Source organism: Pseudomonas sp. GW458-11-26-14-LB4 (assembly GCF_059423925.1).
In genome coordinates this window covers 523,662-538,237 of the sequence record NZ_JBWKYU010000001.1, presented here as the reverse complement: position 1 = coordinate 538,237, position 14,576 = coordinate 523,662, and the positions used below count along the sequence as shown (strand labels likewise).

General features: G+C 59.9%; 14 protein-coding genes. 4 read left to right on the top strand and 10 right to left on the bottom strand.

Features of this window, described 5'->3' with window-relative positions:
* The 3 genes from AC07XZ_RS02505 to phoB all read right to left on the bottom strand — a co-directional run bounded on the left by AC07XZ_RS02505 (window position 1) and on the right by phoB (window position 3,503).
* A complete protein-coding gene (locus AC07XZ_RS02505; protein ID WP_007954342.1) occupies window positions 1–1,341 on the bottom strand; it encodes a hemolysin family protein in 1,341 nt (446 codons plus the stop codon).
* A 111-nt stretch (window positions 1,342–1,452) separates the two neighbouring features.
* The gene (phoR, locus tag AC07XZ_RS02500) at window positions 1,453–2,739 is read right to left on the bottom strand and encodes a phosphate regulon sensor histidine kinase PhoR (RefSeq protein WP_219733684.1); all 1,287 of its coding nucleotides are present in this window, start codon (window positions 2,737–2,739) and stop codon (window positions 1,453–1,455) included.
* Window positions 2,740–2,813: 74 nt separating this feature from the next.
* Window positions 2,814–3,503 carry a phosphate regulon transcriptional regulator PhoB gene (gene phoB / locus AC07XZ_RS02495; protein ID WP_007896474.1) on the bottom strand — a complete coding sequence of 230 codons (690 nt, stop codon included), beginning with the start codon at window positions 3,501–3,503 and terminating at the stop codon, window positions 2,814–2,816.
* Between the two features lie 151 nt (window positions 3,504–3,654).
* On the opposite strand from phoB, the gene AC07XZ_RS02490 reads away from it, so the two are divergent.
* Window positions 3,655–4,038: a COG4315 family predicted lipoprotein gene (locus AC07XZ_RS02490; RefSeq protein WP_007954346.1), complete on the top strand. Its 384-nt coding sequence runs from the start codon at window positions 3,655–3,657 to the stop codon at window positions 4,036–4,038.
* A gap of 63 nt (window positions 4,039–4,101) precedes the next feature.
* Here the strand turns inward: AC07XZ_RS02490 and ubiA are convergent, their stop codons facing one another.
* Window positions 4,102–4,992, bottom strand: coding sequence for a 4-hydroxybenzoate octaprenyltransferase (gene ubiA / locus AC07XZ_RS02485; protein WP_102688431.1), 891 nt, complete (start codon window positions 4,990–4,992; stop codon window positions 4,102–4,104).
* Window positions 4,992–5,543: a chorismate--pyruvate lyase family protein gene (locus tag AC07XZ_RS02480; protein ID WP_085747941.1), complete on the bottom strand. Its 552-nt coding sequence runs from the start codon at window positions 5,541–5,543 to the stop codon at window positions 4,992–4,994. Before AC07XZ_RS02480 ends, ubiA begins: the two co-directional genes overlap by 1 nt.
* Before the next feature lie 199 nt (window positions 5,544–5,742).
* Between AC07XZ_RS02480 and AC07XZ_RS02475 the strand changes: the two genes are divergently transcribed.
* The 3 genes from AC07XZ_RS02475 (at window position 5,743) to AC07XZ_RS02465 (ending at window position 7,546) form a co-directional block, all read left to right on the top strand.
* Complete coding sequence (locus tag AC07XZ_RS02475) at window positions 5,743–5,910, top strand: rubredoxin (protein ID WP_007954349.1); 168 nt, start codon at window positions 5,743–5,745, stop codon at window positions 5,908–5,910.
* A gap of 21 nt (window positions 5,911–5,931) precedes the next feature.
* Window positions 5,932–7,080: an NAD(P)/FAD-dependent oxidoreductase gene (locus AC07XZ_RS02470; RefSeq protein ID WP_102688430.1), complete on the top strand. Its 1,149-nt coding sequence runs from the start codon at window positions 5,932–5,934 to the stop codon at window positions 7,078–7,080.
* 190 nt (window positions 7,081–7,270) lie between these two features.
* Window positions 7,271–7,546, top strand: a complete 276-nt coding sequence (locus AC07XZ_RS02465) for an HU family DNA-binding protein (protein WP_003213368.1) — start codon at window positions 7,271–7,273, stop codon at window positions 7,544–7,546.
* 99 nt (window positions 7,547–7,645) lie between these two features.
* On the opposite strand, the gene AC07XZ_RS02460 is transcribed toward AC07XZ_RS02465, so the two are convergent.
* The 5 genes from AC07XZ_RS02460 to tssI form a co-directional block, all read right to left on the bottom strand.
* Window positions 7,646–8,590, bottom strand: coding sequence for a phosphatidate cytidylyltransferase (locus tag AC07XZ_RS02460; protein WP_102688429.1), 945 nt, complete (start codon window positions 8,588–8,590; stop codon window positions 7,646–7,648).
* Window positions 8,587–9,186 carry a lysophospholipid acyltransferase family protein gene (locus tag AC07XZ_RS02455; RefSeq protein ID WP_085747938.1) on the bottom strand — a complete coding sequence of 200 codons (600 nt, stop codon included), beginning with the start codon at window positions 9,184–9,186 and terminating at the stop codon, window positions 8,587–8,589. The genes AC07XZ_RS02460 and AC07XZ_RS02455 overlap by 4 nt, the downstream gene beginning before the upstream one ends.
* Window positions 9,173–9,805, bottom strand: a complete 633-nt coding sequence (locus AC07XZ_RS02450; RefSeq protein ID WP_085747937.1) for a CDP-alcohol phosphatidyltransferase family protein — start codon at window positions 9,803–9,805, stop codon at window positions 9,173–9,175. The genes AC07XZ_RS02455 and AC07XZ_RS02450 overlap by 14 nt, the downstream gene beginning before the upstream one ends.
* Before the next feature lie 82 nt (window positions 9,806–9,887).
* Window positions 9,888–10,559, bottom strand: coding sequence for a DUF2931 family protein (locus AC07XZ_RS02445; protein ID WP_236190448.1), 672 nt, complete (start codon window positions 10,557–10,559; stop codon window positions 9,888–9,890).
* Window positions 10,560–10,569: 10 nt separating this feature from the next.
* Entirely contained in the window at window positions 10,570–13,911 is a 3,342-nt protein-coding gene (gene tssI, locus AC07XZ_RS02440; RefSeq protein WP_102688428.1) for a type VI secretion system tip protein TssI/VgrG, read from the bottom strand.
* Between the last annotated feature and the right edge of the window lie 665 nt (window positions 13,912–14,576).

Below are 14,576 nucleotides of genomic sequence, written 5' to 3'. Positions count from 1 at the left end.
TCAGTCGAGCATCAGCACCTTGGCCAGAATGATCTTCGGACCTTTCATCTTCTTGATGATGATCCGCAGGCCTTCGACTTCAAGCACTTCTTCCTCTTCCGGCACCCGTTTCAGGGTTTCGTAGATCAGCCCGGCGAGGGTTTCGGCTTCGATGTGATCGAGGTCGATCCCTAGCAGGCGCTCGACCTTGAACAACGGCGTATCGCCTCGTACCAACAGTTTGCCCGGCTGGTAGGCGAGGATGCCGCGCTCGGCCTTGCGGTGTTCGTCCTGGATATCGCCGACCAGCACTTCCAGCACGTCTTCCATGGTCAGGTAGCCGATGATGTTGCCGTCGGCTTCTTCAACCACAGCGAAGTGCGAGCCGCCCTTGCGGAACTGCTCCAGCAGCTGCGACAGCGGCATGTGCCGGGAAACGCGCTCCAGCGGGCGGGTCAGTTCGGCGAGGTTGAACGACTCGGGAATGTGATCCAGCGCCGCCAGTTCCAGCAGCAGGTCTTTGATATGCAGCAGGCCGACGAATTCTTTGCGCTCGCTGTCGTACACCGGATAACGGCTGAACTTGTGGCGACGGAACATCGCCAGGATCTCTTTCAGCGGGGCGTTGAATTCGAGGGTGATCAGGTCTTCCCGGGAGTTGGCCCAGTCGACTACTTCCAGCTCGCCCATTTCCACCGCCGAGGCCAGCACGCGCATGCCCTGGTCGCTCGGGTCCTGACCACGGCTGGAGTGCAGGATCAGTTTCAGTTCTTCACGGCTGTAATGGTGCTCGTGATGCGGACCGGGTTCACCTTGACCTGCGATGCGCAGGATGGTGTTGGCGCTGGCGTTGAGCAGGTAGATCGCCGGGTACATGGCCCAGTAGAACAGGTACAGCGGCACCGCCGTCCACAGCGACAGCAGCTCGGGTTTGCGGATCGCCCAGGATTTGGGTGCGAGCTCGCCGACCACGATGTGCAGGTACGAAATGATGAAGAACGCAGTGAAGAACGAGATGCCTTTGACGACTTCGGCCGATTGCACGCCAACCGCGCTCAGCAGCGGTTCGAGAATATGCGCGAACGCCGGCTCGCCGACCCAGCCCAGGCCCAGGGAGGCGAGGGTGATACCGAGCTGGCACGCCGAGAGGTACGCATCGAGCTGACTGTGTACCGTGCGCAGGATGTGCCCGCGCCAGCCGTGCTGCTCAGCGATGGCTTCGACCCGGGTCGAGCGCAGTTTGACCATGGCGAATTCCGCCGCAACGAAGAAGCCGTTGAGCAAAACCAGGATCAGAGCGAAAAGAATCATGCCGAAATCGGCGAATATGGTTGCGAGGGACAAGCCAGGGGAAGGGTCCATGATGGAGTTTTGCGGGTTCCGTGTGATTCGAAAGAAAGAAAAATCCGCACCTGAAAGGCAGGCGCAAGTCAGCCAATGTAGCGGCTGACCTGGCGATTGCCTAGTCCGGCATTACTCAGCGGCGCTGATGACCCGTGCCTGGGCGACCTGGGCCGGGGCGAAATGGCAGGTGAAGGTGCTGCCATGACCGGGCACGCTGCTGATCTCCATACGTGCGCGATGGCGCAGCAGTACGTGTTTGACGATGGCCAGACCCAGGCCCGTGCCGCCGGTGTTGGAGTTGCGGCTGGAGTCGACGCGGTAGAAACGTTCGGTCAGGCGCGGCAGGTGTTTGCTGTCGATGCCGATCCCGGAATCCTGCACGCTGAGGTGCGCGCCTTGATCGTCGCCCCACCAGCGGATGCGGATGTTGCCCTCGGCAGGGGTGTATTTGACGGCGTTGAACACCAGGTTGGAAAACGCACTGCGCAGTTCCGCCTCGCTGCCCTTGAGCAGAATGCTGGTGTCGGCTTCCAGGGTGATGAGCTGATTCTTTGAGCCGGACAACTGCTGCGCGTCGCTCTTGATCGACTGCAACAGTGTGTCGATGTGCACCGGCTGGTTGTCCGACGGGTAATCGGTGGCTTCCAGCTTGGCCAGCAACAGCAAGTCGTTGAGCAGGGTCTGCATGCGTCCGCCCTGTTGCTGCATCTGCTGCAGGGCACGGCTCCAGCGCGGGTTCACTTCCTCGACGTTGTCGAGCAGGGTTTCCAGGTAGCCGCAGATCACCGTCAGCGGGGTGCGCAGCTCATGGGAGACGTTGGCGATGAAGTCTTTGCGCATCTGTTCCAGCTGATGGATACGCGTGACGTCGCGCACCAGCATCAGGTGTTCGTTGTTGCCGTAGCGCGTGAGGTACAGCTGGATGCGTACGCGATCGTTGGTCGGCGAGGGGATTTCCAGCGGTTCGGCGTAGCTTTCCTGCTCGAAGTATTCCTTGAAGCGCGGATGACGGACCAGGTTGGTTACCGGTTGGCCGCTGTCCTGTGGCGTCTTGAGGCCGAGCAGGGTTTCGGAGGCGCGGTTCCACCATTCCAGGTTGCCGTCGCTGTCGAGCATGATCACCGCGTCTTTCAGCGCGGCGGTGGACTCCTGAACGCGGTCGATCACCGCTTGCAGGCGTCCGCGTACCCGTTGGTCGCGGCGTTGCAGGTGGTAGATGCTGTCGAACACCTCGCCCCACAGGCCATAGCCGTCGGGCGGTGCTTCATCGGGTTGGTGCAGGCGCAGCCATTCGTGCAGACGCAGCAGTTGCTTGAGCGTCCAGGCCAGGTACAGGCCCAGGCCCGCCGCCAGACTCCAGCCGTAGTAGCCGGTGATCAGGCCGATCACCAGGCAGCCGGTGACCAGCAACAGCATGTGGCGAATCAGGGTGCCATGCCAGTTTTGGTTCACGGAAAATGCGGTCCTTGTCTACGGGGCTGGCGCTCGGCTCAGGCTTTGGTGGAGAACCGGTAGCCGGTGCCGCGCACGGTTTGTACCAGATTTTCGTAGGCGTCGCCGAGGGCCTTGCGCAGGCGCCGGATGTGCACGTCGACGGTGCGCTCTTCAACATAGACGTTGCCGCCCCAGACCTGGTCCAGCAACTGGCCACGGGTGTAGGCGCGCTCCTGGTGGGTCATGAAGAATTGCAGCAGACGGTATTCGGTCGGGCCCATCTCGGCAGGTTTGCCGTCGATGGTCACGCGGTGGCTGATCGGGTCGAGCAGCAGGCCGCCGACTTCGATCGGCGCTTCGCCATCGGTCGGGCCGGCGCGACGCAGCACAGCCTTGAGGCGTGCCACCAGTTCGCGTGGGGAAAACGGTTTGGTGATGTAGTCGTCGGCGCCGACTTCCAGGCCCTGGATCTTGTTGTCCTCTTCGCCCTTGGCAGTGAGCATGATGATCGGGATGTCCCCGGTCAGCTCGTCACGCTTGAGGCGGCGGGCCAGCTCGATGCCGGAGGTGCCGGGCAGCATCCAGTCGAGCAGGATCAGGTCCGGTTTGCGGTCGACGATGATGGCGTGGGCCTGCTGCGAGTTCTCTGCCTCGAGGCAGTCATAGCCGGCCATTTCCAACGCAACGGCGATCATTTCGCGAATGGGCGCTTCGTCGTCGACGATCAGAATGCTCCTGCCAACCATGCCTTAATCCTCTTGTCATTTAACTGTCTTGCGCCGCATTAGATAACGGAATTATTGCAGTCGTGTGACAGTATTTTAGTCCGGCGGCGATTGTGCGAATCCTGAACTAAGCTCTAAGTCCGAATCCTGACAACCACAAGAGAAGGTTTCCATGACTCAAATGACTGCTTCCTTTAAGGCTTTGCTGATGGCTGCCGCCCTGACTCTGCCTGGACTGGCGATGGCGGCCGAGCCGGCCATGATGAAAGACGGAATGATGGTCGACCACAAGGGCATGACGCTTTACACGTTCGACAAGGACAGTGGCGGCAAGTCGATGTGCAACGGCGATTGCGCCAAGAACTGGCCGCCGTTGATGGCGCCGGCAGATGCCAAGGCTGAAGGTAAATGGACGGTCATCAAACGTGATGACGGCATGATGCAGTACGCCTACGACGGCAAGCCGCTGTACACCTTCGTGAAAGATGCCAAGCCGGGCGATATGACCGGCGACAAGATGAAGGACGTGTGGCACGTGGTTCACGAGCACAAGTAAGTCACCGGCAGTGAAGCAGGATCGCGGGCCGCAGGCATAGCCTCGGGCCGCGATTCCTTGAGATCAGCGCAACGCGTAATCCAGCACGATCCCGACAAAAATCGCCAGCCCGGCCCAGTGGTTGTGCAAAAACGCCTTGAAGCAGCGCATCCGGTCCCGGTCGCGGGTGTACCAGAATTCCCAGGCATAGCACCCGGCCGCCACCAGCAGGCCGAGGTGGAACCAGATCCCCAGCTCGAATTTCGACCCCGCCAGCAGCAGACAGCCCAGCGACAGTACCTGCAAGGTCAGGATGATCACCCGGTCGGCATCGCCGAACAGGATCGCCGTGGATTTCACGCCGATCTTCAGGTCATCGTCGCGGTCGGTCATCGCGTAATAAGTGTCGTAACCCACAGTCCACAACAGGTTGGCGATCCACAGCAGCCAGGCCGTTGCCGGCAACTCACCGGTTTCGGCGGTGAACGCCATCGGCATCCCCCAAGAGAACGCCGCGCCCAATACCACTTGCGGATAGTAGGTGTAGCGCTTCATGAACGGATAGGTGAACGCCAGCGCCAGACCGCCGAGCGACAGCCAGATCGTCGCCGCGTTGGTGCACAGCACCAGCAGGAAACTCATGCCCATCAGCAGCGCGAAAAACACCAGCGCCTCTTTCGAGCTGATCTTGCCGGCAGCAATAGGTCGCTGCGCAGTGCGTTTGACGTGGCCGTCGACCTTGCGGTCGGCCCAGTCGTTGATCACGCAGCCGCCGGCACGGGTCAGCACCACGCCGAGGACGAAAATCACGATATTGGCCAGCGATGGCGAGCCTTTACCGGCAATCCACAGGGCCCAGAGCGTTGGCCACAGCAGCAGGTAAATGCCGATCGGCTTGTCCATCCGGGTCAGCTGGATGAAGTCCCAGGCGCGCGGGTTCAAGCGATTCAGGGATTTGAGCAGGCTTTGGTACATCAGCAGTTCTCCGGACGGGCGCGGACGGCTTCCCACATCGTAGGCAGGAAAATCTCCGCCACCAGTACGCTCAATGCGCCACGGTCGAAACGCGAACGCCGTCCCCACAGGCCGGCAGCCCGGGAACCTTCGGGCAACCAGTGTTCCGGGTAATGGCAGACTTCGATGGCGCGGCGCTGGAAGGCGTGATCGCAGAACAGCAGTTCGCCCAGCGAGCGGCTGCCCAGTTCATCCATGTGCAAGCCGTCGCCCTGCAAGGCACTGCGCGACGCCACGCTGCGGGCGAACACCCAGGCCTGGCCATGCCCGCGCAGATACACCTCGCGCACCCAGCCCTCGCTGCCTTCGGCCAGATCCAGCGCGGCGCATTCGTCGTCGCGCAGGGTCTGCCAGCCTTCGAACAGCGGCGTCACGCTGAAGCCGTCATCGGACAGGCGCGTCAGCCGGCGGGTCAGGGAGCCTTCGTCGAACAGCCAGTCGAGCGTGGATGTGTCGGGGAGGGGTGTCAGTTCGCTTTGCGGGCGCCACAGCGGAGCGTTTGTGTGTTGCACAATGAGTCATTATTGGCAGCAAATGAGGCGGCGAGCTTACCATGCTGCACCGCGAGTTTGATTGATCCGGGTCGCCGCTGCGCCGAACAGGCTTGCATCTGCCCGGCACGATCAGTACAAAACGCCCTGAGCCGGACGGCAGCGCTGCACCATCGACCGTCCGCGCCGGCTAAAGCCTGAACCCTGAGGAAGTACCTGAATGAAAAAGTGGCAATGTGTGGTCTGCGGCCTGATCTACAACGAAGCCGACGGCTGGCCGGATGACGGCATTGCGCCGGGCACCCTGTGGCAGGACGTGCCGGAAGACTGGCTGTGCCCGGACTGCGGCGTCGGCAAGATGGACTTCGAAATGATCGAAATCAACTGAGAAAACACTGAGGAGTAGGGCATGAGCGCACCTGTCGTAATCGTTGGCACCGGGCTTGCGGGTTACAACCTGGCCCGCGAGTTTCGCAAACTCGATGGCGAAACCCCGTTGCTGCTGATTACCGCCGATGACGGTCGCTCCTACTCCAAGCCGATGCTGTCCACCGGCTTCGGCAAGAACAAGGACGCCGACGGCCTGAGCATGGCCGAACCGGGTGCCATGGCCGAGCAGTTGAAGGCCGAAATCCGCACCCACACCCGCATCAGCGGCATCGATCCCGGCCACAAGCGTTTGTGGATCGGCGAGGAAGCAGTGAGCTATCGTGACCTGATCCTCGCCTGGGGCGCCGAAACCGTACGCGTGCCGATCGAAGGCGATGGCGGGGACCTGGTGTTCCCGATCAACGATCTCGAAGACTACGCACGCTTTCGCGCAGCAGCGGCCGGCAAGCGTCGGGTGTTGCTGCTCGGCGCCGGGCTGATCGGCTGCGAGTTCGCCAATGACCTGATTCTCGGTGGCTACGAGGTGCAACTGGTTGCACCGTGCGAACAGGTGATGCCGACCCTGCTGCATCCCGCGGCGGCGACTGCGGTGCAGGCCGGGCTGGAAAGCCTCGGTGCACGTTTCCACCTCGGCCCGGTGCTGACCCGTCTGCAAAAAGTCGCTGATGGGCTGGAAGCGCACCTGTCCGATGGCCAGGTTGTCCCGTGCGATGTGGTGGTCTCGGCCATCGGCCTGCGCCCGCGGATCGATCTGGCAGCGGCAGCCGGCATCCAGACCAATCGCGGCGTGGTTGTCGACCGTCACCTGCAAACCTCGCACGCCAACATTTACGCCCTGGGCGACTGCGCCGAGGTCGACGGGCTGAATCTTCTGTACGTCATGCCCCTCATGAGTTGTGCGCGAGCGCTGGCACAAACCCTGGCCGGCAACCCGACCGTGGTGAACTACGGACCGATGCCGATCACCGTGAAAACCCCGGTCTGCCCACTGGTGGTTTCCCCGCCGCCCCGGGGCCGCGAGGGCATCTGGACGGTCGAAGGGCAGGGCGCCGACGTCAAGGTGCTGTGCCACGATGCAGAAGGGCAATTGCTCGGTTACGCCCTGACCGGCGCGGCGGTGATGGAAAAACTCGCACTGAACAAACAGCTTCCGGCCTTGCTGGCGTAAATACCGGTCGTTCTGTCGGAATCACCCCGCTTTTGCCCCCACAAACGTCGCGGGGAGACTGGCGCCGCCCTTAACCGCGTGCCATCCTCACTCCCGTCTGCCGCAGAGTAGAGCCTGCGGCGCCTTGGGCGCTGTTCCAACGAGAACAGCACGGACATAACAACAAAAAACCGTCAAAGGGGCTTCACTAATGCGTAAACCAGAACTCGCCGCTGCAATCGCTGAAAAAGCGGATCTGACCAAAGAGCAGGCCAACCGCGTTCTCAACGCCGTTCTCGAAGAAATCACCGGCGCCCTGCACCGCAAGGACAGCGTCACGCTGGTGGGCTTCGGCACCTTCCTGCAACGCCACCGCGGTGCCCGCACCGGCAAAAACCCGCAAACCGGTGAACCGGTGAAGATCAAGGCCAGCAACACCGTTGCGTTCAAGCCAGGCAAATCGTTGAAAGACAGCGTCAATCCATAATCGCGGTAAACGCCCGGTCAGCCGGGCGCGCTGCATGAAAAATGGGCATACCGATTGCGGTCGGATGCCCATTTTTTGTGCTCGATGATTGGGGCCGGATCAGGCCGAGAAGAAGTACCGGGTCAGGTGAAAGAAGATCGGCGCGGCGAAACAGATCGAGTCCATGCGGTCGAGCATCCCGCCGTGGCCCTTGATCATCGTGCCCCAGTCCTTCGCGCTCAGGCTGCGTTTGATCGCCGACATGACCAGCCCGCCAAGGAAACCCATCACCACGATGACCAGCGACATCAGCAGCGACTGCCAGAAGCTGAACGGTGTCATCCAGAACATGCAGCCACCGATGAGCGTGGCCGACAGGCCGCCACCGACCAGCCCTTCGACGGTTTTCGACGGGCTCACCAGCGGTGCGACCTTGCGTTTGCCGAACAGCTTGCCGAGCACGTACTGCAGCACATCGCTCATCTGCACCACGAATACCAGGTAGAACAGCAGCAGGGCGTTCTGACCCTGGAAACCCTTCAGGTCCAGCAACAGCAGCGCCGGCGCATGGCTGATGCAGTAGATGCAGATCATCACGCCCCACTGAATCTTCGCCGTGCGCTCCAGAAAGCCTTCGGTGTCCTGGCTCAACACGGCAATCGCCGGCAGCAGCAGGAATGCATACACCGGCACCAGCAGGGTGAACATCGAATACCAATGGGTGCCGATCAGCAGATATTGCAGCGGGATCAGGATGAAAAACGCCGAAAACAGCGCGTTATGGTCACCGCGTGCGGTCGGCGTGAGTGTTATGAACTCGCGCAGCGCAAACAGCGAAATGAAGCCGAACAGCACCACCGTCGCGTTGGGGCCGAGCAGCCAGGACACAAAGAAAATAATGACCATCCCCCACCAGGCATTCACGCGCTGGATGAGGTTTTCGATGGTCGCGATCGAGCTTTCGCTCTTCGCCCGCCGTGCCAGTACGCCGCCAATCAGCGAAGCCACCGCCAGCAACCCGGCGATTGCCGCGAAGAACCACAGGAACTTGGTTTCCAGACTCATTTCGACAACCTCACGATGGCGTCACGCGCCCGTTCCAGAAACGCCTGTTTCTCCTCGCCGGCGATTCGTTGCAGCGGGTCGCCGATGCGGATCGTACAGATGATCGGCAGCGGCACATGTTTGCCCTTGGGCATCGAGCGATGCAGGTTTTCCAGGTAGATCGGCACCAGATCGACGTCCGGAAAGGTTTCGGCAAGGCGGAAGATCCCGGACTTGAACTCCCCCGGCAGCGGCTGAGTGGAGCGCGTCCCTTCAGGAAAAATGATGATCGAATGACCGGCCCGCACCACATCGAAGATCGGCTCGAGCACGTTGGTACCCGGCGCAGGATTGCGCTCGATCAACACCGCATTCAGGCCTTTCTGCGAGATGTATGACAGAAAGCGGTTCTTGCCCCAGTAGTCGGCGGCCGCCACCGGTTTCACGTTCAACCGGGCTTCCGGCGGCAGTGCGGCGATGATCGCCAGGGTGTCCATGTGGCTGGTGTGGTTGGCGTAGTAGATGCGCTGGCGCGTGAGGTCCGGCGGGCTTTCCCAGCGGGCGGTCACGCCGATCAAGAAGCGCAGCACCGAAATCAGCGCATTACTGATCCACATGGGCCTTCCCCTTCAGTTGTCTGGCGATGGCCAGGGTGCGCGTCACGCAGGTCGCGACGGAGCCAAGGGCGATGATCACCAGCGCGATCAGCAAAGCGTAGTGGGTCGCGTAGTAAAGGGTTTCGAACACGTTCAACAGCAGCGCCACGGTCATCACCGCCATCCGGTGCTGCTTTGCCATCGGCCCCATGAAGCTCTGCGTGAGCCCTAGAGCGCCGCCGAACACACGAACATACGCTGTCAGCGCAGCGGCCAATGCTGCGAACCAGCCAAGATCGGACTGGCCGATGGCAAAACCCAAGCCGACGATCAGCAGGCTGTCCGCCACCCGATCCGGAAACTCGTTGTACAGGCTGCCAATGGCCGACTGCTTGCCGCCTTTGATCGCCACCATACCGTCGAACAGATTGCACAGCAGCCGCAGTTGAATGCCGACGATACACAGGATCGAACCGGCCACGCCGTTATCGATGTACAGCGTCACCGCGCCGAACAGCGCGAAGAGCATGCTGATGACGGAGATCTGGTTGGGGGAAATGTCCCGCTTGACCAGTTCATCCGTGAAGCGTCTCGCCCAGCCCGCCGAGCGGGTCTTGATGGGCCGTCTGTTTTCATCCATTTGCCAATGTCCGTATCAGTGAGGAATTGCAGTGAGTTGTATTGTGGTCGCTGGCGGTAGACGGTGCCCGACAATCGAGTGGTCACCAGGAGTCGTAGGGGATGCCGTATTTTTCGATGTAGGCCTTGGATTCTTCATAGAGCTGCCTGTGTCTTCCGTTGGTCTTGCCACCGTAGGGACCTTTGGGATCGATCTTGCCCTGGACCCGCATGACTTCGGTCGACAAAAGACACTGGCCGCCCAGCCAGACCTTGGCGATGCCGCCTGGCGCGAGGCCGATGACCATCATATTTCGGTAATCCGTGATCCACTTGCCGTCTGCCCGACAGAAAACCCTCTCGCCCTTGAGCATGATCTGGCGAACTGAGTCCGGAATTTTTATGAAGGCTTTGTAAGTCTGTGGTTCGGCCATGGAATACCAGCGGACGAAGACCAGATAGGGCAGCGCGGCCCCCGTGACACGTCGACCTTTGCCTACCGGATGTTCCGGCCATCCTGGTGCCTGCCCACGGAAAGTGGCGGGTACGCCTTTACTGTACGGTCGCGGATAGGCAAATGCTGGAACTCCACCGGCTGTGTCCAGAAATACGCGTTTGTTGACGTCCACGACGTCGGCATTTTCGATCCAGGCCTCCATGTAGTCGGGTGTGAAAAACCTGAGCATCCAGCCGTCATAAGGCAGCAATCTTGTACCACCGGAAGTGCAGCCGCCCAGCAACACAATGAATATCAATGCAAAGCCAATCTTGAGCATGTACGAGTTCTCACGCATTAGGGTGCACCACACGAACAGACTGATCGGCGGGGCGGTTGATAAACAGGATGCTCAGCCCGGTTTCGTTGAGTCCCTTCGCAGCATTCCAGTTGGATGACAGATGAATGTAGCGTTGAGCGAGTAGCGCATGCTCGTTCAGGCTCAAATCGAGACTGCGGGATTCACCCAGCGCAAACATCATCAATTTTCGGGCGATACCCTTGAGCTCTCCCGGTAGCGCGTAACTCTGAGATTCTTGGTTAATCGTTTCGAACTCTACCCCGTGCCGGTTCGCCAGCTCCCGCATGATTCGCAGGTAAATCAGGGACAGGTCATTGCGCACAACTCGTTCGCTGTAGACCGCTGCGTAGACATTTTTTGATTTGCGCCGATCGCCCTTGACGTTGCTGGCCGTTTCCACCGCCCAGGTTTTGACTTGAAGCGTCAGCCCATAGAAATGCAGTTGGTCCTGAAGCCTGCCGAGTTCTTGCTCGGCCAACCGATAAGCGTTGGTCGACGACGAAGGGGTATTAAAGTCCACGTCGCGACTGCAGCGCGGCTTGCTCAGCAGTACCCGTTCGACAAGATTCGGTAAGTACCCGCCGCCCAAGTCGGAGTGGACGCCCGGCAACACAATGTCGGCGTTTCCGGCGCTGTTGAGCGAAAAGTTGTGGCGGCGTTCGTCCCGGGCAACCAGGTGCACAACTTTCTTTGCAATGTCCGGCGCCAGATACAGATTGACGCCGGGGTTGTTGGCGTCATGGACGCTGAAATCGCCGTCAGCCATGCTGCCTATGGCGGCAGCGGTGTCGAAGATGCCGATGAAGTTAATGCTGACATCGATGTTGGCCCGCCAGGAGAAGCTCTCAAGGAACAGTGACGAGTCCGCGGGAAGTAATTGCGCCAGCGGGCTTTGCTCGCCTTTCATCACTTCATTGGCGAAGTGTCTCGCAGCAGCGGCGCCGCGGCTGAAGCCGAAGATGTCGAACTGAACGGATTCCACCTTCAGGGTCGGGTTCGCCGACTCAAAAAGGCGAATCCCAGGAATGATGCTGGTCGGGCTTTGCTTGACTCTCGCCAGTACACCTTGTGCACCCGTGCCAGTCATTTGCGAAAAAACCGAGTCGTCCTTATCGGCACTCGTACCTATGCCCTCAAGATAGACCGGTATGTACGCGATGGTTTCCTCTTTCGCCAGTTGCCGCCCTTGGTCATCGCGATATAACTCATACAGCCTCGCCACATTGCTCGCATCATTCCCATAACTGTTATCCGGCACATTGCCCTGTCCGTCATACCCATGCATCTGGCAGAACTGTCGAATGTCCTCGGCTTCCTCCTCAAGATTCACATCCCGCGCATAGCAGCCCTTCACCTGTTCGCTGTTGAACAGATTGTTCCCCGTCCCATCGAAAAACACGCCGATCCGCAAGGTGATGCCAGCAGGTAACTCGTCTTCCAGTTCGACCTCTTCCTCCTCTTCTTCGAGTTCTCCTTCCTCCGCTGCTTGAGTGGAAGCAGTTGCTGGTCCTGCGGCCAAGGTACCCGCCATTGCGGCTTCTGGATGATCAGCGGCTCCGCTGGCGGACGTCTTTCCTCCCGCCACCATCTCGGTACTGCTGAAGATCCCGCCGCTGTCGATCACGATGTGGTGACCGCCCGCCTTCAGCGTGATGCTGGCGCCGGCATCCAGCACCACGCTGGCGCCGGCCTTGATCTGCACCTGCTGGCCCGCCTCGACGGTAATGATTTTCCCGGCCGTCGTCTGGCTGCTGCCCTGGATGCTTTCCCAACGATCGCGCCCGACCGCCAGCCGGCTGTCATGGAGAACCTGCCGCTCCATGTCGCGCTGGGCACGCAGGTAGACCAGTTCCAGTCCGGCGCGGTCTTCAATCGTAAATTCGCTGTAGCCGCCGGTGTCAGGCGAGCTGCGACTGCGCAGCACGGTTCGGGTCTTGTGCTCGGGCAGTTTGTAAGGCGCGGGCGTGACCTTGTTGATCACGCAGCCGGTAATCAGCGGCTTGTCGGGATCACCTTCCACGAAGGTCACCACCACTTCCGTCCCGATGCGGGGGAGGGTGACGACACCGAAACCGTTCCCGGCCCAGCTCGACGAGACCCGCACCCAGCAACTGCTGCGCTCACTGTTTAATTCGGTCCGGTCCCAGTGGAATTCGACTTTTACGCGACCGAACTCATCGCAGTAGATCTCTTCGCCTTTGGGGCCGGTCACCCGGGCGGTCTGGCTGACCAGTGGTAGCCTGCGTGCGGGAAGCGGCGGACGGAAAACTACCTCGGCCGGAATGGCGTGGAAGGTGTTGCGATAGCCTTGGGTAAAACCGTCCGCCGATTGAGTTTCGCTGCTAACCGACTCTTCGAGCACTTGCGGCTGCCGCCCGGTGTGGCTGATCCCGAGCAGCAGCCACAGATCGTTGCATTTCTGGCGAGGGTGTTCGGTCAGTTCAAGCAGATGGCCGCAGCGCAAGGTAGGTTGGTTGCTTTGACCCTCTGCCATTTCATAGTCTGCGCGATGGCGCTCCAGGGCCTGACGGGCCAGTTGCTTGCCACGCTTTTCGTTGGCCAGCGGCAACGGGTATTGGTAGTCCTCAAGCGTCGGGGTGAATTCGGCGCTGAAGCGGCTTTCGATTAAAAGCGTCGGTCGCCTCAGGTCATAGTCGCGTCGCGTGACCCGGCTTGTCCGGGTGGCGGCGCGCAAGGAAAACCTGCTGACTACTGGATATTCCGGGACCATCCCGCTATCCCGGCGATAGGGTGTGGCGCGCAATGTCGGGAGGAACACCGAGTCATCGGTGAACACCAGCAAATGGCCTTGCGCGGAGTGCTGGTGATGCCAGGCGATTCCGTCCTCGGCACACAAGCGCTGAATGAACTCGAAATCGCTTTCGTCGTATTGGGTGCAGTAATCCCGTGCTGCTAGGGGCTGGACATGGAAGGTGAACGCATCGGCGAGGATGCCGTGTCGCTTGAGTGTTTGCGTGATGATCTGCGGGACAGTCTGCCCCTGGTAAATCCGTTGATCGTGACTGAACTGCAAATAGTGGAGGCTCGGCACCAGTATCAGGCGATAACGGGTCAGGCGTTTGTCGGATTCACCCGCCAACACATCGTCGATGCGTCCATGAATGCCTTCACCGTTCAGGCCGAACTGCAGGAAGGCAGGCTGACTGAGCAGGCCTTCCATATCGAAGTCGGGGTCTTCACTGACCAGTTCGACGTGGATGGCATAAAGGGTGCTGATGGTCTCGGTGCCTTCGAAGGCCAGCACCTTGAAGTCGTTGCGAACAGCGGGAATCTGCAGCGTAAAGCGCGCAGAACTGACAGCTCCAGACATACGCTTGTCCTTAAGCAGAGAGGGGAAGACGGCGTGATGTCGAAACCCTCCCTGGTCAGCGCACGCGAACATTGGCCGGCACGCTAACAAGGCGTTAAACAGATTTATGTAAGAAGGATCGCTTGTTTAAGTCGGAGCTTTCCGGGTTGTAAAACAACGTGGAAATTGTGGGAAATGGCTGTGAGAAACTGACGGCGAATGATTGGAATCCTGCGTAATAGTCTTATGCAGGCAAGGATCCAGGACTATTAAACATATAAATGCCATCAAATTGATGGCACTTTTAATGTTGTCTGTTGTCGCCAGTCATTTGTTAATAAATGGCGGTGTATTTTCGGAAGCGTCCTACTTCAAATTTTTTCGGGGTTTGTCATGCTTTCGCCGCTTACTTGTGGAACGAGCGTGCAGATGTTCTCGATGCCGCGCGCCGGCCGCTCTGGCCCAATGCTTTCGGAAGGGATAGGCTTAAAAGTGAAATATAAAGGGACATCAGGGAATCCCCTGTCACATATAGGGCGATCTCCTACAGCGCCCAATGAACAGTTCGTCTTGTTGTTTAATCGGATGCTTGCTAGTGGCCATCATAGTGATTACGATGCGCGCACTTGAAAGAGCAAACACTCAATTGGATGAGTCTTCCGACTGCTCTTCGATACTGTCCCGCG